Genomic DNA, 24,054 nt, shown 5'->3' with positions numbered 1-24,054 from the left:
CGGCTATCCTCGAGTGGGCGATCGACGTCCGCAGGCGGATAGGGAGATGCAGTGCCACGGACCGGGATCGATGACTCGCCCGAGCGCCGTCGCACCCTGTTCCGCCGGTTGAGGATCGCGTACCGACGCCGGATCGCCCCCGGGCCCGACGGACTGCCCCGGGTGCAGGTCGCGCTGGCCTTCCCCGCGCTGCTCGTGCTCCTCAGCATCGTGCTGGTGGTCCTCGGGATCAACGGCTCGTCGTCCGGAGTCTTCTACAAGGACATCGCCTACGGCTCCGATCCGGCCCTGATCGCGGGAGAGCCGCAGTTCACGAGATCCGACGAGTGGAACGTGCAAACGGTCTGGGCGATCGCACAGATCGAGCAGGGGCTTCCCCTCGAGAATCAGACCTTTCCAGGCGGCATGGACGCGACCGTGCCGCAGGATCTCCCGCGAGTCGACTGGTCGGTGATCTTCCGGCCGCATCTCTGGGGCTTCCTATTCCTCGACGCGGGTCACGCGATCGCCTTCAAATGGTGGCTCCCGGGAATCGCCCTCGCCGCAGCAGCGTACGTGTTCCTCGTCACGGTCATGCCGCGTCGTCCCGGCGTCTCGGCCATGCTCGCGGTCGGGTTCTTCTACAGCCCGTTGTTCCAGTGGTGGTACCTCGCCACGACGCTCTGGCCTGCCGCGTGGGCACTGGCGACGATGACGGCGCTCATCTGGGCGTTTCAGAGCCGTTCCCGGGTCTCGCGCTGGATCTGGGCGGCAATCATCGCGTATCTCACCGTCGTCATGGCCATGGGGATCTACGTGCCGTTCATCGTCCCCGCCGTGATCGTGACCGCCTTCTTCGCCGTCGGGCTCGTCATCGGCCAGGCGCGTAGGAGGGTGGCCTTCCGGCAGATCGCCGCAAAGCTCGCGCCGGTGGTGGTCGGCGGCGTCGTGGCATCGGCGATCACAATCGTCTGGCTCTACGAGAAGCGCTCCACCATCGACGCCTTCCTGGGCACCGCCTACCCCGGAGCCCGGACCACACCGACCGGCGGCAGCGACGCGCTCACGTTCGCATCCGCCGTCGGGTCATCGTTCACGCAGGCCCTCAACGCGGCGCTACCCGGTCTCCTCGGGGCGAACTCGTCCGAAGCATCGACATTCTTCTACGTCGGCATCTTCCTGCTGCCCGTCATCGTGTGGATCATCGCGAGGCAGGCGCGGGCACACCGACGGCTGCCGTGGGAGCTCATCGGACTATCGGCCGCCGTCGTCCTGCTCCTCGCCTACCTGTACATCCCGGGCTGGGATGCGCTGGCCAGGCTTTTCCTGCTCGATAAGACGATCGCGGCCCGGGTTCGTCTCGGTCTGGGGATCGCCTCGCTCGGCATGCTTGCTTACACGATCCGTTACCTGGACGCCCGTCGAGTGAAGGTGGGTGTCTGGCTATCGGCGATCCCGGCTGCGCTCTTCTTCCTGTCGCAACTGGCGATCGGCCTCGTGGCTTGGCGCCAGCTCCCCTACATGCTCGATCCGGTTCGGCTGTGGTGGCTGTGGGCACTCCTCTCGGCCGCTGTCATCTTCCTGGTACCGCGGCGCCGCATCCGCCTCGCCGCGACCGTGTACCTCGTGGTCACAGTTGCCGGATCGGGTCTGAGCAATCCGCTCTACATCGGCGTGCTCGACCTACGCACGACCAGCCTGTCGCAGGAGATCCAGCGGATCGACGACGCCGACTCGAAGACTTGGGTCGGGGTCGGGAACCGCCTCACCACGGCGATGCTCCTCGAGTCGGGAGTCGAGGCGTATAACGGCTTCCAAGGGGCGCCGTCGCGTGGGATTTGGGGCGTGATCGATCCGACTGCGCAATACGAGTATCACTGGAATCGTCTGGCCGGCGTGAACTGGGTGGCTGCAGCCGGGGAGCCGGTGGTGACGAACCCAGTCGCCGACCAGATCGAGGTGACCTTCGACGCCTGCTCCGACTTCGCGCAGGAGAACGTGGGGTATGTGCTCTCGAGTGACAAGCGCCTCGACACGACTTGCCTCTCGGAGATGGACTCGTTCGAGTTGCCGAGGTCGACCCAGACCATCTACGACGTTGTACCGCGGGCTTAGCGGCCCGGATGCGCCTCAGGTGCGATGGTCATCCCGAGTGCGTGCTTCACGAGCACCGCTGGCGCGCCGGACGAGCCCGACCGGGCCGCACCGGGCAACTGGGTGAGTGCGTTGATCCTGGATGAGAGGTGCGTCCGCGCCGCGCGCTCGGCCCGCTTCCAGCCGCGCGCCCGGAACTCGGCGGCGAGACTGCGGAAGAAGCGCTGCTCCTCGACGAACCGGCTGCCGTCGATCGCCCGCCTGGACGACACGCTGGAGGCGTGGCGACGATACTCGAACGCGACGGCGTCGTCCAGCACGAGGGTTCCGCCGCGGTACAGCAGGTCGATGGCGAGCGCGAGGTCCTGGACAATCCGGTAGCCAGGTCGGAAGCCGACGGCCTGCACCTCGGTACGGCGCCAGGCGATCGCCGGGAAGTTCATCCAGTTACCACGAGTGAGGCTCGTGGCGAGCTCCTGGCCGCCGAGTTCCGCCGTACCAGTCACCCTCGGCCGGTAGAGCGCCTTGACACGATCGACGAGTGGGACGGCCACGCCTCCGGCCTCGTCGATCACTTGTGTTCCCGGGTGGATGAGCGCGGCCCGCGGATGACGGGCGGCCAGCTGGGCGACGCGTTCCACGTAATTCGGGAGAAGCACGTCGTCGCATCCGAAGATCGTGAGCCACTCGTTCTCCGACCGGTCGATGGCCGACTGGAACGTAGCGTTGATCCCTTGGTTCTCAGAATTGCGGTGGTACTGGATGCGAGGGTCGCCGATATGGAGCAATCGCCGTCCCGGTTCCTCATCGGGATTGTGGTCGTCGATGACGAACAGCCGCCAGTCCGGATCCGACTGGGCCAGCACACTCTCGACCGCCGCCAGGAAATGGTCGGTGCGCCCGTAGAAGGGCATCATGATGTCGAGTGTCACGCGGCTCCGCTCCTGGTCCGGCTGGGCGATGGGTGGTGGTCCATCGTCACCATCCTTGCATCCGGTTCCGGCGGCACGCTACCGCGGTGCAGCTGGTGCGATGGCCGCCGCGCGCCCTCCATTAGGATGACGGGGACTGTGCCTTCTCCTCATTAGGAACCCATGACCTCCCCAGCTGAAATCGAACTCTCCATCGTGATGCCGTGCCTTAATGAGGCAGAGACGCTCGCCGTCTGCATCGATAAGGCACAGGGATACCTCCAGCGCTCCGGCGTCGTGGGCGAAGTTCTCATCGCTGACAACGGTTCAACCGACGGCTCGCAGCAGATCGCGGTCGACCACGGCGCTCGCGTCGTGAATGTGGAGCAGAAGGGCTACGGCAACGCCCTCATGGGCGGCATCGTCGCCGCACGTGGCAGCTACGTCATCATGGGTGACGCCGATGACAGCTACGACTTCAGCAAGCTCAGCCCGTTCGTCGAGCGGCTGCGGGCCGGCGATGAACTCGTGATGGGCAACCGGTTCAAGGGCGGTGTCGCTCCCGGTGCCATGCCGCCGTTGCACAAGTATCTCGGCAATCCGGTGCTCTCCACGATCGGGCGGGTGCTGTTCCGCTCTGAGATCCGCGACTTCCACTGCGGGCTCCGCGGCTTCAATCGCGAATCGATCCTCGGGCTCGGGCTCATCACGACCGGCATGGAGTTCGCGAGCGAGGTCGTTGTGAAGTCGACCCTGAATGGGCTCAGGATCAGTGAGGTGCCCACCACGCTCGACAAGGACGGCCGCAGCCGCCCTCCGCACCTGCGGAGTTGGCGAGACGGATGGCGCCATCTCAGGTTCCTCATGCTGTTCAGCCCGCGGTGGCTCTTCTTCATCCCGGGCCTTGTTGCATTCTTTATCGGGCTCATCGGCACCGTCGCGCTCGCGTTCGGGCCGATGGTGCTCGGCTCCGTCGGCTTCGACGTGTCGAGCCAGGTATACCTCGGCGCGCTCACCGTCATCGGCTGGCAGGCCGTGTTGTTCGCAGTGCTGACGAAGTTGTACGCACGTCACGAGGGTTTCTATCTGCCACGCACCAAGACGTTCGAGCGGTTCGCTGAGCGTGCAACGCTCGAGAGTGGCGCGCTGATCGGGCTCGGGCTCGTGCTCGTGGGCATCATCGTCGGCATCGTTCAGTTCACTGCATGGGGCAACACCGGGTTCGGCGAGCAGGACCCCGTGGACACGATGCGGCTTGCAGTGCCGGCGGCCCTCGCGCTCATGCTCGGTGCCCAGACGTTCATGGCGAGCCTGTTCCTCGGCATTCTCTCGATCGACGTGCGACGCGCTTGAGCCGGATCCGCCCGGCTCCGCCGAGCAGCCACCCCCATATGAGGCCTAGTCGAGCTTCTCGTGGGCAAGCGCGCCGCTCGGCGGCCGCCCCGCCGCCAGCGCATCCCGCCAGCTCATGTCCCGCGCCGCTTTCACAGCGCAGACCACGAGCAGCATCCAGCCGCCCTCGACGAGCGCGAAGCTCTCGGCGAACGAGGTCACCGCGATCGCGACGAGCATGAGCGCCGGCCAGACGTAGACGACGCTCCGGCGGGTCGAGGCGAGCAGCCATGCCCGCACGAGCGCGACGCCGAGGAGCGCGATGAAGAGCAGCGCCCCGATGACTCCGACTTGGAAGTACACATCGATGTAGGCGTTGAGCGCCGACGATTGCGCCCGTCCGGTGGCCTGTTCGATCCACGTGTAGGGAGGCGAGTCCGGCCAGGAACCGACCCAACCCCAGCCCTGCAGGGCGTTGAGGTTCAGGTAGCGGGAGAGCTCCCGCCATACATCGAGACGCACGTCGAACTCGCCGCGCGCGTCGAGCAACTCGATGATGCGGATGCGGAAGATCCACGCCGTCACCAGCGCCACCACGCCGGTGACGAGCAGGGTGATCTGCCACCGCCACCTCGTCGGCGCCGAGGCGCGCCGGAGCCCGTACAGGGCGGCGAGAGCCAGCAGGGCTGCACCGAGCGCGAACCAGGTCGTCGGCGAACCCGAGAAAATGAGGCACACCGCCGCGAGCGACAGCGAGGCGATCGCACGCCCGCGCAGCACGATCTTCGTGCGCCACTCCACGACGAAGGTGAGCAGCGCGATGAGCGCGACGAAACCGAGCAGGTTGCGCGACCCGAAGATGCCCTGGATCGGGCCGAACGACGCGATGTGGCCCTGGATGCCGAGCACCTTGATCGGCAGGTCGATGATGATGCCCGACACCACCTCGAGGGCGAGCGACACCCCCAGCAGCACGCGCATGACGTCACCGAAGGCGCGCACGATCTGGATCGTGTCGCGCATGAGTGCGATGTAGACGCCGACGAACGCGAAGGCGATCAGGTAGGCGACGCGGGCGATCGAGTCGAGCGCGGGCAGATTGCTCCAGATCATGGATGCCGCGCACCAGCCGATGAAGACGAGGATCGTGAGCGGGAGGATGCCGTACCACTCGACCGCTCGCCAGCGCGCGACGAATGACGCGGCGCAGAGGATCAGCAGCCCGGCAAGCGCCGTCAGGAGCCCGGGGGTGCCGATGAGGCTGCGCACGGCGTGCGTCGACAAGGCGAGGCCGACTGCGAGCAGCGTGAGGGCCTGTGCGAAACGCGCCGAGCCGGTGAACTCGCGCACGGCGACAGCAGCTCGGGCAGCCCGGTCGCTCCGTTCACGGCCGCCGCCTGGCGCGCTCATCGGCGGTCGCCGGCCTCACGGCGGGAGAGCGACCGCCTCATCGAGCGACCTCGGACGGCGGCATCCGGGATGCCGGAACAGGAAGGGGTTCGGCCGGGAGGGGCTCATGTTCCCACTGTCGGCGTTTGGTCGACCAGGCGATCGCGATGAGCAGTACCCAGCCGCTCTCGATGAGGATTCGACTCTCTGCGAGGCTCTGGCCGATGAGGGCGACCAGCACGAGCAGCGGCACGAGGGCGGCGGCCGAGTGGGGAAGCAATCGCCCCGCGGCATCCATCGGCCGATCGACGGCGAGGAACCATGAGCGCCACAGGGCACCGATGACGATGGATGCGAATGCGAGCAGGCCGATGATGCCGAGTTGCATCCACACGTCGAGCCAGGCATTGTGCGCCTGCAGATAGGTGACGCCGTTCCGGACGGCGAGGCCTTCGAACGGTTCGACCCACGGCACCCAGTAGCCGACCCACCCCCAACCGAACCACGGGCGCTCGTTCGCGAGGCCGATGACCGCGTTCCAGATGTCGAACCTGCCGGTGAGGTCTTCGCTCTTGCCGAAGAACTCGAGCAGTCGACCCCAGAACACGATGAGCAGGCCGACGGATGCCGCGACTGCGCCCCCGGCCGCCCAGTAGACGCCTGTTCGGCGATCGGGGCCGACTCGCCGGGCCCACAGGGCGAACGCCAGTGCGACGACGACGACGAGCACGCCGACGAGCAATACGGTCGCCGAACGGGTGAGGAGCAAGATCGCGCTGGCGACGACGAGCCAGCAGATACCCGAAGCGCGCCGAACGCTGCCGGCGGCGAGCATCGCCCCGAACACGATGAGGCCGAGGAGCGCAATCATGCCGAGGAGGTTGCGGTTCGCAACGATGCCCTCGATCGGTCCGCCCGAGAAGAGCAGGCCGCGCGACCAGTAGAACGCCATCGGGATCTTGTCGCCGGCTTCACCGGTGAAGTCGGGGAAGTTCGGCAGCAGTGGCCCGCCGACGAAGATCGCGACCCAGAGCTCGAACGCCAGCGAGAGGGCGAGCACCCACTTGAGCGCCCCGCCGAGACTGCGCACGAACTGCGTCCAGTTCAGGCACAGCACGAGCGCGACGGCGGTGACGGTCGTCGCAAGGGTGATGCCCACCCCGAGCGCCGACGCGCCCGGGTAGAAGGACCAGGCGATCGACAGTGCTGCCAGCAGCAGGAACACGAGCGTCGACTTCGGCACCCGGCGCCAGATCCACGCAGGGCGCACCCGCACGATGAGCGCGACCGCGCCGATGAGCACGAGGGTGGCCACGACGCCGAAGCCCCACCACCCGAGGAGGTTGCGCCAGAACTGGCCGGCGAGCAACGTGAACAGCGCGAATGTCGCGAACGCACCGATCCAGCGTCGTCGGGCCGTGTTCATGGGGTACAGGCTATCGCGGGGATGGTTGCGAACAGATTTGGATGCCGCGAGGGAACGATCCCGCCGGGGCATCCGTCAATCTGCGCCGGTGAACTCAGACGAACGCGGCCTTGCCGGTGATCTTGCGGCCGACGATGAGGGTGTTCATCTCACGAGTGCCCTCGTAGGAATAGAGCGCCTCGGCGTCGGCGAAGAAGCGGGCGACGTCGTACTCGAGGGTGATGCCGTTGCCGCCGACGACCTCGCGTGCCCATGCGACGGTCTCGCGCATGCGTGCCGTCGTATACGCCTTGGCGAGCGCCGAGTGCTCGTCGCGCTGCTCGCCGCGGTCGAGCATCTCGGAGACACGGACGACCATGCCGAGCGAGGCGGTGATGTTGCCGAGGCACTTGACGAGCAGGTCTTGGATCAGCTGGTGCGAGCCGATGGTCTTGCCGAACTGCACGCGTTCGCCGGCGTACTTCACGGCGGCCTCGTACGCGCCGACGGCCGTGCCGACCGCGGCCCACGCGACCTCGGCGCGGGTGAGGCGCAAGACACTCGCGGTGTCGCGGAACGAGTTCGCGTTCGCGAGCCGCAGCGACTCGGGCACGACGACGTTCACGAGCGTGATGTCGGCGTTCTGCACGGCGCGGAGGCTGATCTTGCCCTCGATCTTGGTAGCGGTGTACCCGGGCGTCGAGGTCGGCACGATGAAGCCCTTGACCTGGTCGTCGGCGACGTCTTTCGCCCAGATGATCGTGATGTCCGAGAAGGTGGCGTTGCCGATCCAGCGCTTGGAGCCGTTGAGCACCCAGGTGTCGCCCTCGCGCCGCGCGGTCGTGCGCAGGCCCTGCGCAGAGTCGGAACCCGAGAGTGGCTCGGTGAGTCCGAAGGCGCCGATGACCTCGCCGCTCGCGAGCTTCGGGATCCACTCGTCGCGTTGCTCCTTCGACCCGCAGACGCTGATGGTGCCCGTCGCGAGACCGTTCTGCACGCCGACGAAGGTCGCGACCGATGGGTCGACGCGTGCGAGCTCGAATGCGACGAAGCCGCGGAAGACGGCGGAGTTCTCGAACGGCTTCGTCTCCTCCCAGTTGTAGGAGAGCGTGCCGAGGTCGGCGAGCGGCTTCACGATCTGCATGGGGAACTCGGCGCGGTCCCAGTAGCCGCCGATGATGGGCTTCACGTCGGCCTCGAGCCAGGCGCGGAGGTTGCCGAGCGCCTCCTTCTCCTGGTCGCTGAGGAGGGACTCGTAGGCGTAGAAATCGCTCGCGAGAGGCTCGAAAGTCATGACAGCTCCAATACATCGTCGGATGTCTCGAGCCTATGCTGCGCTGTCGACAGGCCCGCGGCGTTGGTAGTTTTGACCCAAACGACCGAGAGGAACTCCCGAGCATGTTTGTGGCGATCGGCAACACCCCGCGGGACTACGCATGGGGCTCGACGACGGCGATCGCGGGCTTCCGTGGCACCGAGCCTTCGGGCGGGCCCGAGGCCGAGCTCTGGCTCGGGGCGCACCCGGGCTCGCCGTCGAGGGTGCTCGACGCGGCGCCTGGAGGTCATGAGGACCTCGCCGCATGGATCGCCGCCGACCCCGAGACGGCCCTCGGTGCGCGGCTCGCGAGGCAGGGGGCGCGGCTGCCGTTCCTCTTGAAGCTCCTCGCCGCGGCCGAGCCGCTGTCATTGCAGGCGCACCCGACCCCCGAGCAGGCCCGCGCCGGCTTCGCGCTCGAAGAGGCCGACGGCGTGCCGATCACGGCCTACGACCGCAACTACAAAGACGAGTTCCACAAGCCAGAGCTCATCGTCGCGGTGAGTGACACGTTCGACGCCCTCTCGGGGTTCCGCCCGCTGGGCGAAGTGCACGGCATCCTCGAAGTGCTGCGGGCAGCGGATGCCGCGGCGCCCGCGCCCGAACCGGGCGCACTCGACCTGCTCGAAGCTCATCTGGCCGGCGGGCACCCGCTGCGAGACACGGTCGAGTGGCTGCTGCGCGACGGGCGCGGCGGCGACACGGGCGAGGCGTCGTGGGTGATCGAACGGGTCACGGCGCTCGCCGCGTCCGAGCTTGCGCTCAGTTCTCCGTATGCGCTCTCGTTCGCGACGGTCGGCGCGCTCGCCGAAGCGTACCCGGGCGACCCCGGCGTCGTCATCTCGTTGCTGCTGAACCGCGTGCGGCTGGTGCGGGGTGAGGCGCTGTACCTGGCGGCGGGCAACATCCACGCCTACCTCGACGGGCTCGGCATCGAGCTCATGGCAGCGAGTGACAACGTGCTGCGCGGCGGACTCACGCCGAAGCACATCGACGTGACCGAGCTGATCGACGTGCTCGACTTCACGCCCATCGCACCTCCGCGGCTCGCGCCCGTCGAGGTGTCGCCCGGGGTTGTCGAGTTCCGGCCCGAGGTGCCCGATTTCGTGCTCTACCGGGTCGAGCCGGGCGCGGATGTCGCACGGGTGACGATCGACGGCCCGGCGATCGCCCTCGTCGAGGGCGAGGGCGTGGTACTTCGCGGCACGACCGGTGCCACGGCCCGACTCGCTCGCGGCGAATCGGTCTACGTCACGCCCGATGAGCGCGACCTCGAGGTCACCGGCCCCGGCATCGCCTGGATCGCGACGACGGGCTCGCCCGCGGCATCCGAGGCCTAAGAGGCGACGCGCACGCCGAAGAGCCGGCGGTAGGCCGTCGGCGTCGTCTGCAGCACCTTCACGAAGTGGTGGCGCATGACGGCGGCGGCGCCGAAGCCGGTGTCGCGCGCGATCTCCTCGAGGGTGAACGAGGTCTCTTCGAGCAACTGCTGGGCGCGCAGCAGCCGCTGACGGTTGAGCCATGCGTTGGGCGTGGTGCCGGTCTCGGCACGGAACCGGCGCGCGAAGGTACGCGGTGACATGAGCGCCTTGCGGGCGAGCAGGTCGACGGTCAGGTCTTCGTCGAGGTGCTCGACCATCCACTCGGTGATCTTGGCGAACGAATCGGTGCGGCACTCGGCGACCGGCGTCTGGATGAACTGCGACTGCCCCCCGTCGCGTTGCGGCGGCACGACCATGCGCCGGGCGATCATGTTGGCCGCGCTCGCGCCGAGCTCGGTACGCACGATGTGCAGGGCGGCGTCGATTCCGGCCGCCGTGCCGGCACCGGTGACGACCTTGTCGTCTTGCACGAAGAGCACATCGGCGTCGACCTCGGTGCGGGGGAACATCGCAGCCATCTGGTCGGTGTACATCCAGTGGGTGGTGGCGCGTCGGCCGTCGAGCACGCCGGCACGGCCGAGGGTGAACGCGCCCGAGCAGACCGAGAGCACCCAGGCGCCCCGCTCGACGGCGTCGCGCAGCAGTTCGGAGATGCGCTCGTCGACCGGAGCGTCGATGAGCGCGGCCGGCACGGCGATGAGGTCGGCATGCCGGGCGAAGTCGAGGCCTTCGTGCACGACGACGTCGAATCCGAGCTTCGTCGGGATGGGGCCGGGGTCTGCGGCCACGACATGGAAGTCGAAGGTCGGCCCGGCGGTATCGCTGCGATCGATGCCGAACACCTCGCAGATCACGCCGAACTCGAACGGGGCCATCTGCGGGATGGCGATGCAGGCGATGGTCTGAAGCAACGGATGCCTCCGGGTTGGCAGAAATCGAACGTTTGATGGCTACTCTGCCACTGTCGGCAGGATCTCGCAAGACATACATTTACTGCCATGACCACGATCATCCTCCTCCTTCTTGCGGGACTCGCCATCTGGGGTGTTCTCGCCACCGTGCTCCGACTCGACACCGATGGCTACGGTCGCCCCGAGATCCGCGACCGCACCCGCCACATCGAACACCAGCCGACGCGCCAGGCCTGACCCACAGGCCTGACCCGCCGGGCCTGGCCCGCCGGATACGATCGTTCCGGCGCGGAGGTTCCGTCGCCGGAAGGCGGGAACATGAGCTGGCTGGTCACCGGGGGCGCGGGATATATCGGAGCGCACGTCGTGCGCGCATTCGAGGCCCAGGGCATCGGAGCCGTCGTGTTCGACGACCTCTCGTCGGGAAAGCACGAGTTCATCCCGGCCGACACCCCGTTCGTGCACGGCAGCATCCTCGACGGCGGCGCGGTGGAGCGTGCGATCGACCGCTACAACGTGCAGGGCGTCGTGCACCTCGCAGGATTCAAGTACGCCGGCGTCTCGGTCGATCGCCCGCTGCACACCTACCAGCAGAACGTCGTCGGCACCGCGACACTGCTCGGCGCGATGGAGTCCAAGGGCATCGACCGCATCGTCTTCTCGTCGAGTGCTGCCGTCTACGGCACCCCCGACGTCGACCTCGTGACCGAGACGACCCCGAAGCAGCCGCAGTCTCCATACGGTGAGTCGAAACTCATCGGCGAATGGCTGCTCGCCGACCAGGCCAAGGCCCGCGGTCTCGCGCACACGAGTCTGCGCTACTTCAACGTCGTCGGCTCGGGCGCACCCGAGGTCTTCGACGTGAGCCCGCACAATCTCTTCCCGCTCGTGTTCGATGCCCTGCTCGACGGCCGCACCCCGCGCATCAACGGAGACGACTACCCGACTCCCGACGGCACGTGCGTGCGCGACTACATCCACGTCGCCGATCTCGCCGAAGCCCATGTCGTGGCCGCCCGTCGACTCGACGCGGGGGAGCCGCTCGAGACCGTCTACAACCTCGGCTCCGGCGACGGAGTGTCGGTCGGCGAGATCATGCGGGCGGTCGCAGAGGTGACGGGCATCGACTTCACGCCCGAGGTCGCGCCACGCCGTGCGGGCGACCCCGCCCGAATCGTCGCATCGGGTGAACTCGCCGCTCGCGACCTCGATTGGCGCATGCGCCACACGCTCGCCGAGATGGTCGAGAGTGCGTGGCAGGCCCGCCGCGCGGCATCCGATTCATAACGTATGACCAACACCCGGCGTGTCGAGCGAGCGATGAAGGCTCGACGGCTGCATGAGGGTTTACCCTCTGCGACTTGACTCTCGCGAATTACACCGGTGTAATTGGTCCTGACACACCTTCTGGGTGGTCGGTACAACTGGGTGGGAGACGATATGGGCAATCCTGAATATCGTTCTGGAGTACCTGACGATTGGTTCGTCGATCCGGTCAGGCTGGGCGTTCCGGGGGTTCGTTCGGTCACAGACGATGACAATCAGCTGGCATGGCAGAGCGACGCGCTGTGCGCGCAAACCGATCCTGAGGCGTTCTTCCCTGAAAAGGGCGGATCGACGAGGGACGCGAAGAAGATCTGCACCGGATGCGAGGTACGAAACCAGTGCCTCGAGTACGCGCTCGGCAACGACGAGCGGTTCGGCATCTGGGGCGGGCTCTCTGAGCGAGAGCGTCGCAAACTCCGTAAGAGAGCGGTCTGAGTCGCGGAGTCTGCTTCGGCAGGCTCCGCGCTCGTGGCGTCTCCAGACGGCGCCGGCGCGTCTCGGTGCTTCGAGACGGCGCGCGTCCCCCTCTCTCAACCCGCTCGACATTCGGTTCGCGTTTTCAAGGCACGCCCGGTGCGGTGACGGATGCCGCGGCGCGAGCCGCTTAGGCTGACCTCGATGTTCCCCAGAGTCACCGCCGTCCTCGTCGCACATCTCGGCGGCGACCACCTCGCACGCACGCTCGAAGCGATTCGATCCCAGCGCCGCACGCCCGACGCATTCGTCGTCGTGCTCACCGAGGCGGATGCCGAGGCGCGTGAACTCGTCGACGCGGCGTCGCCCACCCACGTCATCGAGTTCTCACAGCACCTCTCATTCGGTGAGGCGGTCCGCGCCGCCGAACGGGTGCTGGAGGCGCCGACATCGGATGCCGATGCGCTCTGGCTCCTCGCCGAGGACACGGCGCCCGCGCCAGACGCGCTCGAACGGCTCGTCGCCACCCTCGAGACGGCGAAGTCCGTCGCGATCGCGGGGCCGAAGCTGCGCGAATGGGACGATCCGGATCGCATCGCGACATTCGGTCGTACGATCACGCGGTTCGGGCGAAGCGTATCGCTCGTCTCCGACGAGCTCGACCAGGGGCAGCACGACGGCCTCAGCGACGTGCTCGGGCTCGACCCGGCGGCGCTCCTCGTACGTCACTCGGTCTGGCGTTCGCTCGACGGCTTCGATCCGGCGCTGCCGACCGTCGACGATGCGCTCGACTTCTCGATCCGCGCACGACTGGCCGGACATCGTGTCTCGGTGGTTCCCGAAGCACTCGTGCTGTTCGCAGGCGACGGCGTCGCTGGGCCGCCCGCCGACCCGCGCGCCCGTGCGACCCGGCGACGCACCCGGGCCGCACGAGCGGCAGCCCTGCATCGTCGACTCGTGTACGCGCCCGCGGCGGCGGTGCCGCTGCACTGGCTGAGCTTCCTGCCGATGGCGATCATCCGCTCGATCAGGCTGCTCCTCGTGAAGTCGCCCGGCGCGATTCCGGGGGAGTTCTCGGCGGCGCTCGGCACGATGTTCTCCGGCATGCGCGTGGCACGCGCCCGTCGCCGGCTCAAGGCGGCACGCACCGTCGGCTGGTCGGCGATCGCCCCCTTGCGCATGCAGCCCGACGAGGTGCGGCGGCGGCGCCAGCATGCCGCCGAGGCGCGACGAGCGCGTGCGCGCGGACGAAAGCACGAACTGCAGTTCCTCGGCACGGGCGGCGGCTGGGTGCTGCTGGCGTCGGTCGCGGCATCCGTCGCCCTGTTCACCTGGTTGCTCGGTGCGCGCGGTCTCAGCGGCGGCGGAATCCTCCCGCTGTCGAGCGGTCTCGGCGAGCTGTGGCGCAATGCGGCCTACGGATGGCGCGACATCGGCGCCGGCTTCGTCGGCGCCGCCGACCCCTTCGCGGGCGTGCTCGCCGTGCTGGGTTCGCTCGCGTTCTGGGCGCCATCGTTCGGGCTCGTGCTGCTCTGGCTGCTCGCCGTGCCTGCCGCGACCCTCGGCGCGTGGTTCGCCGCATCGAGGCTGACCGAACGCGGCTCGGTGCGTGCCGTCGCCGCGCTCGTGTGGGGACTCGCCCCGCCGCTGCTCGTCGCGCTCGGCGACGGCCGTCCGGGTGCGGTGCTCGCGCACGTGCTGCTGGGCTGGCTCGCGTTCGCCGTGTTCGGCGCGGCCACGTCGTGGGCGGCGGCCGCCACGGCCTCCCTCCTGTTCGCCGCAGTGGTCGCGGCCGCGCCGAGTCTCGCACCGGCACTGCTCGTCGCATGGCTCGTGAGCCTCGCGGTGAGCGGGCGTGCCGCGGTACGGCTCGCGGCACTCCCGCTGCCGGCCGCCGTACTCGCCGCGCCGCTCGTCATCGCGCAGCTCGGGCGAGGAACGCCGCTCGCCCTGCTCGCCGATCCTGGTGTGCCGGTCGGCAGCACGGCGCCCTCCGTGTGGCAGCTCGCGCTCGGCTTCCCCGGTGAGCCGTGGGGCGGTTGGGGTGGGTTCCTCGGCGACGCGGCATCCGTCGACCCGAAGCTGCTCGTCACGCTCCTCGTGCTCCCGCTGCTCGTCGCCGCGCTGGCAGCAGTGCTCGCGCCCGGCATCCGCGGCGCCGTGCTCAGCCTCGGAACCGCTCTCCTGGGGTTCGCGACCGCCGTCGTCGCCGCTCATCTCGCGCTTGCGGTCGCCGGCCCCGAAGCCGTGCAGCTCTGGACCGGAGCCGGCCTCAGCCTCTCCTGGCTCGGGTTCATCCTGGCGGCCGTCATCGCCCTCAGCGCCGTGCGCCGCGGCGGGGCGCTGCTCGGTTGGCTCGTCGCCGCGTGCGCCATCGTCGCGGTGCTGCCGGCGGGACTCGGCATCGCCACGGCGTCGACGGCGATCGAGCCTGCCGCCGAGCGCACGCTGCCTGCATTCGTCGGAGCCGAGGCCGAGAGCGACCCTCGCGTCACCACCTTGCGCATCCAGCCCGAAGACGACGGCAGCATCAGGGCGACGCTCGAACACGGCGCGGGTACGACGCTCGACGAGCAGTCGACGCTCGAACAGACTCGTGAGGGGATGAGCGAAAAGGAGCGTGAGCTGGCGACGATCGCGGGCAACCTCGCCTCCCGCAGCGGGTTCGACTCCGATGCCGCGATCCGCGAGTTCGGGGTGTCGTTCGTGCTACTGACCCCGCCAGTCGGCGACGACCGCGACGCCGAAGCGACCGCCGACAGGGCGCGCACCGCCCTCGACGGCAACGCGGCGCTGGTCGCGGTGGGGGAGACCGACTTCGGCACGCTCTGGCGATTCAGCGCGGCAGAGCCGGATGCCCCGGCGGCCCAGATTCCGCCCGGTGCGGGCGGCGCGCTCGCCGGCGTGATCACCGCGGTGCAACTCATCGTGCTCGGCGCGACCCTGCTGCTGTCGATTCCGACCGGCGTCGGCCGTGAAGCAGACCGGAGGCCCGTGCGCCGACGCAGGCGGAAACCGCGATCGGCGGCGCCGGACGGGGCGGATGTGGCGGATGGACCGGACGACTCCGAAGGCGCGGACGCGGAGGCCGCTGCGGCCGCCGGCGATGCGGATGACGGCGTCGGCGCTGCGGAGGAAGCCGATTCCGACAACGCGGAACAGGGCGAGGCGGCCGACGTCCCGGCGGAATCCGCGCCGACGGAATCGCTCGTACCGACCGACGAGCCAACCGAAGCTGTGGTCTCCACCGCGCCCGCCGATTCGGCGGAATCGGGCGACTCGGGCGACTCCGACGAACCCACTGAATCCACCGAGCCGAAGGGGGACGACGATGCCCGTTAGTCGCACCATCGCCCGCATCGGCGGCCGAGCCGTTGCATTCGTCGCGGCCGCAGCGATCGCCGCGGCCGCACTCGCCGCCGCAGCCGTGGTGCCGTGGCCCGACCACAGGATCGATCCGCCGTCGCTCATCGTGCAGCCCGCAGAGAGCCGGCAGCAGCGGGTCTGCCCGGGCCCGTTGCTCACCCTCGCCGACGACGCGGCCGCCGCGACGACCGCATCGTCGATCGGCTCGGCCGAGCTGACCTCGGGCGCCGACCCCGAAGACGCCGAGATCACCGAGACCCCGCTCGCCGCGCCGGGCAACCCGCGGGCCGCCCGGGACGGCACGCCGGTGGAGATCGCCGTCGAACCGGGAACCGTCGACGCCGGCATGCTGGCGGGGGCCCAATCGCAGTCCGCCGGCACTGAGACCGTCGCCGGGTTCGCGGCGGCCGCATGCGCCGAGGCGAGCGCCGAGTCATGGCTCGTCGCCGGGGCCACGACGCTCGGACGGACGAGCCTCGTGTCGCTGGCCAATCCAACCGACGTCGCCGCGACCGTGGATGTGCGAGTGATCGGTGAGACCGGTGCCGTCGAAGCAGGCTCGGCGCTCGGCATCATCGTTCCCGCAGGCACCCAGCGTGTGGTCTCACTCGCCGGGATCGCGCCCAACCTGACCTCGCCGGTCGTGCATGTCACGACCACGGGCGGCATGATCGCCGCGGCCCTCGAACAATCCGCCGTCGACGGCCTGGCGCCGGCGGGCGTCGAGTTCACGGGCTCCGTCGCGACGCCGGCGAACAGCCAGGTCATCCCCGGCTTCGTCGTGGCAGAAGCCGGCGGCGTCGATCCGGCGGACGATCACGCGGAAGGCGACGACCACCCCGCCGTGCGGCTCCTCGCCACCGGTGACGAACCCGCCGACGTGTCGATCGGCATCATGCCCGAGTCCGGCGCCGTCGGCTCCACGATCGAGGTGACGCTGCAGCCAGGTCGCTCGCTCGATGTGCCGCTCGGCGTACTCGACTCGGGGTCGTACACGATCAGGCTCGACGCCGACGGGCCGATCGTGGCTGCAGCACGCGCGACGACCGGCAGCCCGGCCGCAGTGACCCTGCCGGACGAGACGGATGCCCCGGCATCGGTCGACCTCGCCTGGACCGTCGCGACGACGCCGCTCCTGGAGGACGCGGTCATCGCGGTGCCCGAGGGGCCGGCGCCGACGCTGCACTTGGCCAACGCGAGCGGCAAGGTCTCCGAGGTGCAGTACACGATCGACGGGGAGACCCTGGCGGTCACGATCGACCAGGGGTCGGCGGCATCCGTCGACGTCGAAGCCGGTGCGATCGTCACACTGACCGGTGTGCAGGGCGTGCACGCCTCGGTGTCGTTCTTGGGCGAAGGGGAACTCGCCTCGTTCGGTGTGCAGCCGCCTGGGCCGTTGGACTCGCCGATCCGCGTGTTCCCCCGGTAGGAAGCGCTCGCTGAGCTTGTCGAAGTTCGCTGAGCAGTCGGAGCGGGTCCCCCTCGACGGGCTCAGGGAGCGAAGTCTTCAGAGGTGCCGGTAACGACCCGGAGCAAGCTCCCACGGGTCTTTGCCGAGCAGATCGGCGATCGCACGGAAGACGCAACTCTCGATGAGGAGCTTCTCCTCGCGCTCCTCACCCTCTTGGAGGCGCAGGAAACGCACGATCGGCAGCCGGTAGAACACGATGCGGCGTTCGTCGTGGAAGACCTTCCACCGATCGACGTGATCTTCGTGGATCGCCTCAGCGGGGCCCTGCGCCACCTCGAAGACGACGCCCTCGAGCTCGGGCCAGAGGCCGCGCAGATACGCTGCAGTCGTGCCGACGGTGAGCTCGAACTCATCGAGCCGGTTGTGCAGCATCGGCAGGTGCGGTCCGGTGACGGCCGACCGGAGCCCGCGCCCATGTCGATCTCGAGCGAGCCGTCGGGGTGAGCGCGGCTCGGAGGCGACACGACGGGATCGGGGCATACCCTCCATCGTACTGAGTCGTTGGCAGCGATCGGCCGTGGCGCTCGCTACTCTGGTGGAGCCATGAGACGTTGTTCGCGCACCGCATGCGCCGCAGAAGCGGTCGCCACGATGACCTTCGACTACGCCGATTCCATGGCCGTACTCGGCCCGCTCGCCCTTACCAGAGAGCCGCACGGTTACGACCTCTGCGCGCGTCACACCGCACGCACCTCGGCGCCTGTGGGATGGCAGATCGTGCGGCACGTCAGCCTCGGTGAGGTAGGTTTCAAGGCATGAATCCCGCTGCATCATCCGACGCTCGCGCGCGTCTCGACGCGATCGTGAAGGCCTACGACGTTCGCGGAATCGTCGGCGACGGGCTCACCGAAGAGACCGTCGAGGCGCTCGCTGCTGCTTTCGTCGACGAGGTCGGCGCAGGCGGCGGCCGAGTCGTCGTCGGCCACGACATGCGAGACTCCTCGCCGGGGTTCGCTGAAGCCTTCGCTCGCGGCGCGGTCGCCCGCGGCGCCGACGTCGTCTCGATCGGGCTGTGCTCGACCGACGAGAGCTACTTCGCGTCGGGCTCGCTCGATGCGCCGGCCGCGATGTTCACGGCGAGCCACAACCCCGCCGCATACAACGGCATCAAATTCTCACGGGCGGGTGCCCAGGGTATTTCGCTCGACACGGGTCTCGCGGCCATCCGCGACCGTGCGGCCGACTACCTCGAGCAGGGCGTCTCCTCGGTCGAGTCGCCCGGCTCGGCCACGACCGTCGACGTGCTCGCCGACTACGCGGCGTACCTGCGCTCGCTCGTCAACCTCAGCGGCATCCGGCCGTTGAAGATCGTCGTCGACGCCGGCAACGGCATGGGCGGGCTCACCGTGCCCGCCGTGCTCGGCACAGCTGCCGGGCTCCCCGAGCTGCCCCTCGAGATCGTGCCGCTCTTCTTCGAACTCGACGGCACCTTCCCGAACCACGAGGCGAACCCGCTCGAGCCGGCCAACCTCGTCGACCTGCAGCGCGCCGTCGTCGAGCACGGCGCCGACCTCGGCCTCGCCTTCGACGGCGACGCCGACCGCTGCTTCGTCGTCGACGAGCAGGGCGGTGCCGTGAACCCGTCGGCGGTGGCAGCGATCGTCGCGCTCCGCGAGATCACACGCGCGCGCGCCGCAGGCGAGACGGATGTCGCGGTCATCCACAACCTCATCACCTCCCAGTTCGTGCCCGAGGTGATCGAGCAGGCCGGGGGGATTCCGGTGCGCACCCGCGTCGGGCATTCGCTCATCAAAGACCAGATGAGGCTGACCGGCGCCGTGTTCGGCGGCGAGCACTCGGCGCACTACTATTTCCGCGATTTCTGGGGCGCCGACAACGGCATGCTGGCGGCGATGCACGTGCTCGCCGAGTTCGGTTCGCAGCAGGCACCGCTCTCCGAGATGTCGACGCGCTTCACGCCCTACTCACTGTCGGGCGAGATCAACTCGGTCGTCGACGACGTACCCTCCGCCTATACGCGCATCGTCGAGGCGTTCACCGGTCGGGCCGAGTTCGACGAGCTCGACGGGCTCACCGTCACCGGCACGACGGGCGGCGACGAGTCGTTCTGGTGGTTCAACGTGCGGCCGTCGAACACCGAGCCATTGCTGCGCCTGAACGTCGAGGGTGCGGATGCCGCGACGATGGAGTCCATCCGCGACGAGGTGCTCGCGCTCATTCGCGACGTCTGACCGGGTGCTCGCTTCGACAGGCTCAGTGAGCGAACCCCGGGCGAACTGGCAGAATGGGCTCATGACGACGCTGCCCGCGACCACCGCCCTCCCGTTCAAGGTCGCCGACCTCTCACTCGCCGAAGCCGGGCGCCATCAGATTCGACTCGCCGAGAACGAGATGCCCGGCCTGATGGCCCTTCGAACCGAGTTCGGCGCGTCGAAGCCGCTCGCCGGTGCCCGTATCGCCGGCAGCCTGCACATGACGGTGCAGACCGCGGTGCTGATCGAGACCCTCGTCGCGCTCGGCGCGCACGTGCGCTGGGCGAGCTGCAACATCTTCTCAACGCAAGACGAGGCCGCCGCGGCGGTCGTCGTCGGCCCCGACGGCACTGTCGACGCGCCCGCGGGCGTGCCCGTCTACGCCTGGAAGGGCGAGTCGCTCGAGGAGTACTGGTGGTGCTCCGACCGCATCTTCGACTGGTCGGCGGAAGCCGCGGCATCCGGTGCGGACTGGATCGGCCCGAACATGATCCTCGACGACGGCGGCGACGCGACGATGCTCGTGCACCACGGCCGTGATTTCGAGGCCGCAGGCGTCGTGCCTGCGGCGGCGGATGACGCGAGTCACGAGTTCCGTGTCGTGCTCGACACGCTGCGCCGCTCGCTCGAGCTCAGCACGGACCGCTGGACCCGCATCGCGGCAGAGCTCCAGGGCGTCACCGAAGAGACCACGACCGGCGTGCATCGCCTCTACGAACTGCACGCGAAGGGGGAGCTGCTCTTCCCGGCGATCAACGTCAACGACTCCGTCACGAAGTCGAAGTTCGACAACAAGTACGGCATCCGTCACTCGCTGCCCGACGGGCTGAATCGAGCCACCGACGTGCTCATGGGCGGCAAGGTCGCGTTCGTCGTCGGCTACGGCGACGTGGGCAAGGGCGCCGCAGAGGCGCTGCGCGGCCAGGGCGCCCGGGTCATCGTCGCCGAGGTCGACCCGATCTGCGCGCTGCAGGCCGCGATGGACGGCTACCAGGTCGCCCGCCTCGCCGACGTCATCGGCGAGGTCGACATCTTCGTCACCTGCACCGGCAACAAAGACGTGATCCGGGTCGAGCACATGCTCGGCATGAAGCACCTCGCGATCGTCGCGAACGTCGGACACTTCGACAACGAGATCGACATGGCCGGCCTCGAGTCGCTCACCGGCGCCGAGCGCATCGAGATCAAGCCGCAGGTGCACGAGTGGCGGCTGCCGAGCGGGCGTTCGATTCTCGTGCTCTCCGAGGGGCGGCTCATGAACCTCGGCAATGCGACGGGGCATCCCTCGTTCGTCATGTCGAACTCGTTCACCAACCAGGTGCTCGCTCAGATCGAGCTCTGGGCTCGCCCCGAGCAGTACCCCGTGGGTGTGTACGTGCTGCCGAAGCACCTCGACGAGAAGGTCGCGCGACTGCACCTCGACTCGCTCGGCGTGGAGCTCACCGAGCTCTCGCCTGAGCAGGCCGCGTACATCGGCGTGCCCGTCGAGGGTCCGTACAAAGTCGACCAGTACCGCTACTGAGCCCCCACCCGCTGGTCGAGTGGCGACGAAGGAGCGTATCGAGACCTGGTACCCGGCACGCCTACTCGACCGACGAGGTGCGAGCCACCCGCTGGTCGAGTAGCGACGAAGGAGCGTATCGAGACCTGGTACCCGGCCCGCCTCCTCGGCCGACGACCTCGTCAGCGCTCGGGAAACCCGGGCGGGGTCGCCGTGAGCACGGGGGCGAGCGACGCCATGCGCGCATCCTCGAGCGCGATGGCCGTCGCGTCGCGCTCGCGCCGGAGGGCGGCGACGCCCGCGAGGAACAGCTCGGGCGCGGCATCCGGCACGGGGGAGACCAACGGAGCGACCTCGATCGCGAGGGATGCCGCGACGCGCGCGCGGCTCTCGGGAACGAGGTGCCCGGCGTTCGTGAAGAACGCGGCGACGCGGCGCGCGAGCGGGTCTGGCAGGCGCCCGACGTCGGCGATCGCCGCCCAGCCGACGAGCTCGGCGGGCACGCCGAAGGCGGTCGAGGGGAGCTTCGGCACCCGCTCGACCTGCGCATGGGTGCCGGCCAGCAGGTCGCCGAGCCGCTTCGATGAAGAGTTCAGGAATCCGACGAGCACCGCAAGGCCGCCGAATGTCATATAGATCTCGACCACACCGGTGAGGGCGCGGATGAACGCGTGCCGGAACCCGATCGACCCGCCGTCGTCGCGCACCACTCGAAGGCCCAGCGCGAGCTTGCCGAGAGAGCGGCCCCGTGTCGCGGTCTCGACAGCGGTCGGCACGATGACGATGCAGATCACGATGCCCGCGATCAGGATGGCTTGGAACCCGGTCTCATCGATACCGAGCCCCGCCAGTGCGAGCAGCAGGCCGAGGAAGAGCAACACAGAGACGAGCACATCGATCGCCGCTCCGCCGGCACGGATCAGCGCGCTCGCGGGGCGCACATCGAGTGCGACGGCCTCACCCGTGAGCACGCCCTCGTCGTCGAATCGGGCGACGCGGTGTGCGACGGCGGGGGCTTGGGGCATGGGTAGTATTCAAGCAGATGGACCTCGACGCACTCGCCTCCGCTCGTCACGACGACTGGCAGCGCCTCGACGCGCTCGCACGCCGCAGCCGCCTCGCCGGCCCCGAGACCGATGAGGTCATCGAACGCTATCAGGGCGCGGCATCCGACCTCTCGCTCGTACAGACGACGGCCGGCTCGACGGCGCTCGGCGACCGATTGTCGGTCTCGCTCGCGCGGGCCCGCCTGGCGTTCACCGGCGCACCCGAGAACCCCCTGCGCCAGTTCACGCGCTTCGTCGTCGTGAGCCTGCCTGCAGCCCTGTACCGGTTGCGCTGGCTGACCCTGGCCGTGGCACTCGTGACGGTCGCCGTCGCGGCCCTCTACGCCTGGTGGATCGGCGCAGACCCGCGCGTGCTGGCGTCCCTCGGCAGTGAGTCCGAATTCCGTCAGCTCGCCGAAGAGGGGTTCGTCGCCTACTACTCCGAGAATCCGGCTGCGTCGTTCGCCGGCGCCGTGTGGACGAACAACGCATGGATCGCCGCGCAATGCGTCGCCTTTGGCATCCTCGGTGTCTGGGTGCCGTGGGTCGTGCTGCAGAACGCGCAGAACCTCGGCATCACTGCGGCGATCATGTTCGCCTACGACGAGGCAGATACCTTCTTCCTCTACATCGCACCGCACGGGCTGCTCGAGCTCACGTGCGTCTTCGTCGCAGCAGCGGCCGGGCTCCGCATCTTCTGGGCCTGGGTCGCGCCCGGGGCGCGCCCGCGTGGCGTTGCACTCGCCGAAGATGCGCGGTCGTTGTTCAGCGTCGCGATCGGGCTCGTGTTCTTCCTCTTCGTCTCTGGGCTCATCGAGGGGTTCGTGACTCCCGCCCCGTGGCCGTGGCCGGTGAAGATCGGCATCGGGGTGGCGGCCCTCGGCGGCTTCCTCGCGTACATGCTGGTGCTCGGACGGCGTGCCTGGCTCGCGGGCGAGACCGGTGATCTCGTCGAGTTCGACGCGGGCGCGCGGCGCATCGTCGCCGGCTGATCGAGCGGATGCCGCGGCATCCGCTTCGTCGCGCCCTGCAGGCTGCCTGCCCACCTGTGCACGTGAACCGGCGGTGGCGTCGTGCGCGCGGTCGTGGTCGTGGTTGTCGTGACGAGTCGCTTGAGATGACGAATGGCGGATGCCCCGTGGGACATCCGCCATCGCGAGTGCGGACTATGCGCGGGCTGCGCGCGGACTACGCCGTTAGTCGCTTCGTTCGGTCGAAGACGACCTTGTAGATCGCGCCGGCGATGATCGCGCCGAGGATCGGTGCGACGATCGAGACCCACAGCTGGTTCCAGGCGATGCCGCCGCCGTAGAGTGCGGTGGCGATCGAACGCGCCGGGTTGAATGAGGCGTTCGAGACGGGGATCGCGACGAGGGCGAGCAGCGTCAGAGTGAGCCCGATCGCGAGCGGCGCGAAGCCGGCGGCGGCGCGCGCTCCGGTGACGCCGAGGATCACGAAGAGGAAGACGGCCGTGGCGATCGTCTCGATGAGGAAGACCGACCACAGACCGTAGCCGCCGGGCGAGAGCTCGTCGTAGCCGGTCGATGCGCCGGTGAAGACGATGATGTCGAACTTCGGGCCCGCCGACAGGATCGCGAGCAGCAGGCTCGACGCGAGGATGCCGCCGACGATCTGCACTGCGATGTACGGTCCGACCTCGCGCCACGAGAATCGGCCGGCTACCGCGAGGCCGATACTCACCGCGGGGTTGAAGTGCCCGCCCGAGAACGGACCGAACGCGTACGCGCCGACGACCACCGTGAGGCCGAGGGCGAGGGAGACACCGAGGAATCCGATGTTCAGGCCCCCGTCGCCGCCCGCGAATCCCGCGGCGAAGATCACCGCGCCGACCACGCCGAAGACGAGGATGAAGGTGCCGAGGAGTTCGGCCGTGAGCTTCTGCGCGGTCGAAGGGGCTTCGACGACAACTGCGGTGTCAGACACGGGGATTCCTTTCCTGGAACGAGAACGCATGGTGGCGCGACCCCCTGGCCGCACC

Annotated in this window: 20 protein-coding genes; 12 read left to right on the top strand and 8 right to left on the bottom strand. The window is 68.8% G+C overall.

Annotated features, from left to right (window positions below; all coding sequences use genetic code 11):
• The first annotated feature begins 51 nt into the window (after nt 1-51).
• Nucleotides 52-2,094 (top strand): DUF7657 domain-containing protein, encoded by a 2,043-nt coding sequence (locus AC1C2S_RS01655; protein ID WP_495350799.1) that lies wholly within the window; start codon nt 52-54, stop codon nt 2,092-2,094.
• On the opposite strand, the gene AC1C2S_RS01650 is transcribed toward AC1C2S_RS01655, so the two are convergent.
• Nucleotides 2,091-3,005 (bottom strand): glycosyltransferase family 2 protein, encoded by a 915-nt coding sequence (locus AC1C2S_RS01650; RefSeq protein ID WP_495350798.1) that lies wholly within the window; start codon nt 3,003-3,005, stop codon nt 2,091-2,093. The two genes, AC1C2S_RS01655 and AC1C2S_RS01650, sit on opposite strands and share 4 nt — an antisense overlap.
• A gap of 162 nt (nt 3,006-3,167) precedes the next feature.
• On the opposite strand from AC1C2S_RS01650, the gene AC1C2S_RS01645 reads away from it, so the two are divergent.
• Nucleotides 3,168-4,337, top strand: a complete 1,170-nt coding sequence (locus AC1C2S_RS01645; RefSeq protein WP_495350797.1) for a glycosyltransferase family 2 protein — start codon at nt 3,168-3,170, stop codon at nt 4,335-4,337.
• Between the two features lie 45 nt (nt 4,338-4,382).
• Here the strand turns inward: AC1C2S_RS01645 and AC1C2S_RS01640 are convergent, their stop codons facing one another.
• The 3 genes from AC1C2S_RS01640 to AC1C2S_RS01630 form a co-directional block, all read right to left on the bottom strand.
• On the bottom strand, nt 4,383-5,726 hold the full coding sequence (locus tag AC1C2S_RS01640; protein WP_495350796.1) for an O-antigen ligase family protein: 1,344 nt from the start codon (nt 5,724-5,726) through the stop codon (nt 4,383-4,385).
• A 37-nt stretch (nt 5,727-5,763) separates the two neighbouring features.
• Entirely contained in the window at nt 5,764-7,131 is a 1,368-nt protein-coding gene (locus AC1C2S_RS01635; RefSeq protein ID WP_495350795.1) for an O-antigen ligase family protein, read from the bottom strand.
• 94 nt (nt 7,132-7,225) lie between these two features.
• A complete protein-coding gene (locus AC1C2S_RS01630; RefSeq protein WP_495350794.1) occupies nt 7,226-8,404 on the bottom strand; it encodes an acyl-CoA dehydrogenase family protein in 1,179 nt (392 codons plus the stop codon).
• A 104-nt stretch (nt 8,405-8,508) separates the two neighbouring features.
• Here AC1C2S_RS01630 and manA point away from each other — a divergent pair, with 104 nt between their 5' ends.
• Nucleotides 8,509-9,765 (top strand): mannose-6-phosphate isomerase, class I, encoded by a 1,257-nt coding sequence (gene manA, locus AC1C2S_RS01625; protein ID WP_495350793.1) that lies wholly within the window; start codon nt 8,509-8,511, stop codon nt 9,763-9,765.
• Here the strand turns inward: manA and AC1C2S_RS01620 are convergent.
• Nucleotides 9,762-10,718 carry a GlxA family transcriptional regulator gene (locus AC1C2S_RS01620; RefSeq protein WP_495350792.1) on the bottom strand — a complete coding sequence of 319 codons (957 nt, stop codon included), beginning with the start codon at nt 10,716-10,718 and terminating at the stop codon, nt 9,762-9,764. The two genes, manA and AC1C2S_RS01620, sit on opposite strands and share 4 nt — an antisense overlap.
• A gap of 87 nt (nt 10,719-10,805) precedes the next feature.
• On the opposite strand from AC1C2S_RS01620, the gene AC1C2S_RS01615 reads away from it, so the two are divergent.
• The 5 genes from AC1C2S_RS01615 (at nt 10,806) to AC1C2S_RS01595 (ending at nt 17,253) form a co-directional block, all read left to right on the top strand.
• A complete protein-coding gene (locus AC1C2S_RS01615; RefSeq protein ID WP_495350791.1) occupies nt 10,806-10,955 on the top strand; it encodes a hypothetical protein in 150 nt (49 codons plus the stop codon).
• Nucleotides 10,956-11,036: 81 nt separating this feature from the next.
• Nucleotides 11,037-12,005, top strand: a complete 969-nt coding sequence (galE, locus tag AC1C2S_RS01610; RefSeq protein WP_495350790.1) for a UDP-glucose 4-epimerase GalE — start codon at nt 11,037-11,039, stop codon at nt 12,003-12,005.
• Between the two features lie 153 nt (nt 12,006-12,158).
• A complete protein-coding gene (locus tag AC1C2S_RS01605; RefSeq protein ID WP_495350789.1) occupies nt 12,159-12,479 on the top strand; it encodes a WhiB family transcriptional regulator in 321 nt (106 codons plus the stop codon).
• A gap of 183 nt (nt 12,480-12,662) precedes the next feature.
• The gene (locus tag AC1C2S_RS01600; protein WP_495350788.1) at nt 12,663-15,800 is read left to right on the top strand and encodes a glycosyltransferase; all 3,138 of its coding nucleotides are present in this window, start codon (nt 12,663-12,665) and stop codon (nt 15,798-15,800) included.
• On the top strand, nt 15,790-17,253 hold the full coding sequence (locus AC1C2S_RS01595; protein ID WP_495350787.1) for a DUF5719 family protein: 1,464 nt from the start codon (nt 15,790-15,792) through the stop codon (nt 17,251-17,253). Before AC1C2S_RS01600 ends, AC1C2S_RS01595 begins: the two co-directional genes overlap by 11 nt.
• Nucleotides 17,254-17,331: 78 nt before the next feature.
• Here the strand turns inward: AC1C2S_RS01595 and AC1C2S_RS01590 are convergent, their stop codons facing one another.
• Nucleotides 17,332-17,775: a hypothetical protein gene (locus AC1C2S_RS01590; RefSeq protein ID WP_495350786.1), complete on the bottom strand. Its 444-nt coding sequence runs from the start codon at nt 17,773-17,775 to the stop codon at nt 17,332-17,334.
• Between the two features lie 63 nt (nt 17,776-17,838).
• Between AC1C2S_RS01590 and AC1C2S_RS01585 the strand changes: the two genes are divergently transcribed.
• The 3 genes from AC1C2S_RS01585 to ahcY all read left to right on the top strand — a co-directional run bounded on the left by AC1C2S_RS01585 (nt 17,839) and on the right by ahcY (nt 21,030).
• Nucleotides 17,839-18,054 carry a DUF3499 family protein gene (locus AC1C2S_RS01585; RefSeq protein ID WP_495350785.1) on the top strand — a complete coding sequence of 72 codons (216 nt, stop codon included), beginning with the start codon at nt 17,839-17,841 and terminating at the stop codon, nt 18,052-18,054.
• Nucleotides 18,051-19,487 carry a phosphomannomutase/phosphoglucomutase gene (locus AC1C2S_RS01580; RefSeq protein WP_495350784.1) on the top strand — a complete coding sequence of 479 codons (1,437 nt, stop codon included), beginning with the start codon at nt 18,051-18,053 and terminating at the stop codon, nt 19,485-19,487. The genes AC1C2S_RS01585 and AC1C2S_RS01580 overlap by 4 nt, the downstream gene beginning before the upstream one ends.
• Before the next feature lie 61 nt (nt 19,488-19,548).
• Nucleotides 19,549-21,030 (top strand): adenosylhomocysteinase, encoded by a 1,482-nt coding sequence (ahcY, locus tag AC1C2S_RS01575; protein ID WP_495350783.1) that lies wholly within the window; start codon nt 19,549-19,551, stop codon nt 21,028-21,030.
• 161 nt (nt 21,031-21,191) lie between these two features.
• Here the strand turns inward: ahcY and AC1C2S_RS01570 are convergent, their stop codons facing one another.
• A complete protein-coding gene (locus tag AC1C2S_RS01570) occupies nt 21,192-22,034 on the bottom strand; it encodes an RDD family protein (protein WP_495350782.1) in 843 nt (280 codons plus the stop codon).
• 17 nt (nt 22,035-22,051) lie between these two features.
• Here AC1C2S_RS01570 and AC1C2S_RS01565 point away from each other — a divergent pair, with 17 nt between their 5' ends.
• Nucleotides 22,052-23,047, top strand: a complete 996-nt coding sequence (locus AC1C2S_RS01565) for a stage II sporulation protein M (protein ID WP_495350781.1) — start codon at nt 22,052-22,054, stop codon at nt 23,045-23,047.
• Nucleotides 23,048-23,243: 196 nt separating this feature from the next.
• On the opposite strand, the gene aqpZ is transcribed toward AC1C2S_RS01565, so the two are convergent.
• On the bottom strand, nt 23,244-23,999 hold the full coding sequence (gene aqpZ, locus AC1C2S_RS01560) for an aquaporin Z (RefSeq protein WP_495350780.1): 756 nt from the start codon (nt 23,997-23,999) through the stop codon (nt 23,244-23,246).
• Nucleotides 24,000-24,054 lie beyond the last annotated feature (55 nt).

The organism is Agromyces sp. Y782, assembly GCF_059445405.1.
Note: the sequence above shows the minus strand (reverse complement) of the source record. Positions and strands in the feature narration are given on the sequence as shown.

Coding starts and splice junctions, on each gene's coding strand:
- AC1C2S_RS01570 (WP_495350782.1), bottom strand. CDS start 22,034: ATGCCCCAAGCCCCCGCCGTCGCACACCGCGTCGCCCGATTCGACGAC.
- AC1C2S_RS01635 (WP_495350795.1), bottom strand. CDS start 7,131: ATGAACACGGCCCGACGACGCTGGATCGGTGCGTTCGCGACATTCGCG.
- AC1C2S_RS01585 (WP_495350785.1), top strand. CDS start 17,839: ATGAGACGTTGTTCGCGCACCGCATGCGCCGCAGAAGCGGTCGCCACG.
- AC1C2S_RS01590 (WP_495350786.1), bottom strand. CDS start 17,775: ATGCCCCGATCCCGTCGTGTCGCCTCCGAGCCGCGCTCACCCCGACGG.
- AC1C2S_RS01630 (WP_495350794.1), bottom strand. CDS start 8,404: ATGACTTTCGAGCCTCTCGCGAGCGATTTCTACGCCTACGAGTCCCTC.
- AC1C2S_RS01615 (WP_495350791.1), top strand. CDS start 10,806: ATGACCACGATCATCCTCCTCCTTCTTGCGGGACTCGCCATCTGGGGT.
- galE (WP_495350790.1), top strand. CDS start 11,037: ATGAGCTGGCTGGTCACCGGGGGCGCGGGATATATCGGAGCGCACGTC.
- AC1C2S_RS01595 (WP_495350787.1), top strand. CDS start 15,790: ATGCCCGTTAGTCGCACCATCGCCCGCATCGGCGGCCGAGCCGTTGCA.
- AC1C2S_RS01605 (WP_495350789.1), top strand. CDS start 12,159: ATGGGCAATCCTGAATATCGTTCTGGAGTACCTGACGATTGGTTCGTC.
- AC1C2S_RS01640 (WP_495350796.1), bottom strand. CDS start 5,726: ATGAGCGCGCCAGGCGGCGGCCGTGAACGGAGCGACCGGGCTGCCCGA.
- AC1C2S_RS01645 (WP_495350797.1), top strand. CDS start 3,168: ATGACCTCCCCAGCTGAAATCGAACTCTCCATCGTGATGCCGTGCCTT.
- AC1C2S_RS01565 (WP_495350781.1), top strand. CDS start 22,052: ATGGACCTCGACGCACTCGCCTCCGCTCGTCACGACGACTGGCAGCGC.
- AC1C2S_RS01580 (WP_495350784.1), top strand. CDS start 18,051: ATGAATCCCGCTGCATCATCCGACGCTCGCGCGCGTCTCGACGCGATC.
- ahcY (WP_495350783.1), top strand. CDS start 19,549: ATGACGACGCTGCCCGCGACCACCGCCCTCCCGTTCAAGGTCGCCGAC.
- AC1C2S_RS01600 (WP_495350788.1), top strand. CDS start 12,663: ATGTTCCCCAGAGTCACCGCCGTCCTCGTCGCACATCTCGGCGGCGAC.
- manA (WP_495350793.1), top strand. CDS start 8,509: ATGTTTGTGGCGATCGGCAACACCCCGCGGGACTACGCATGGGGCTCG.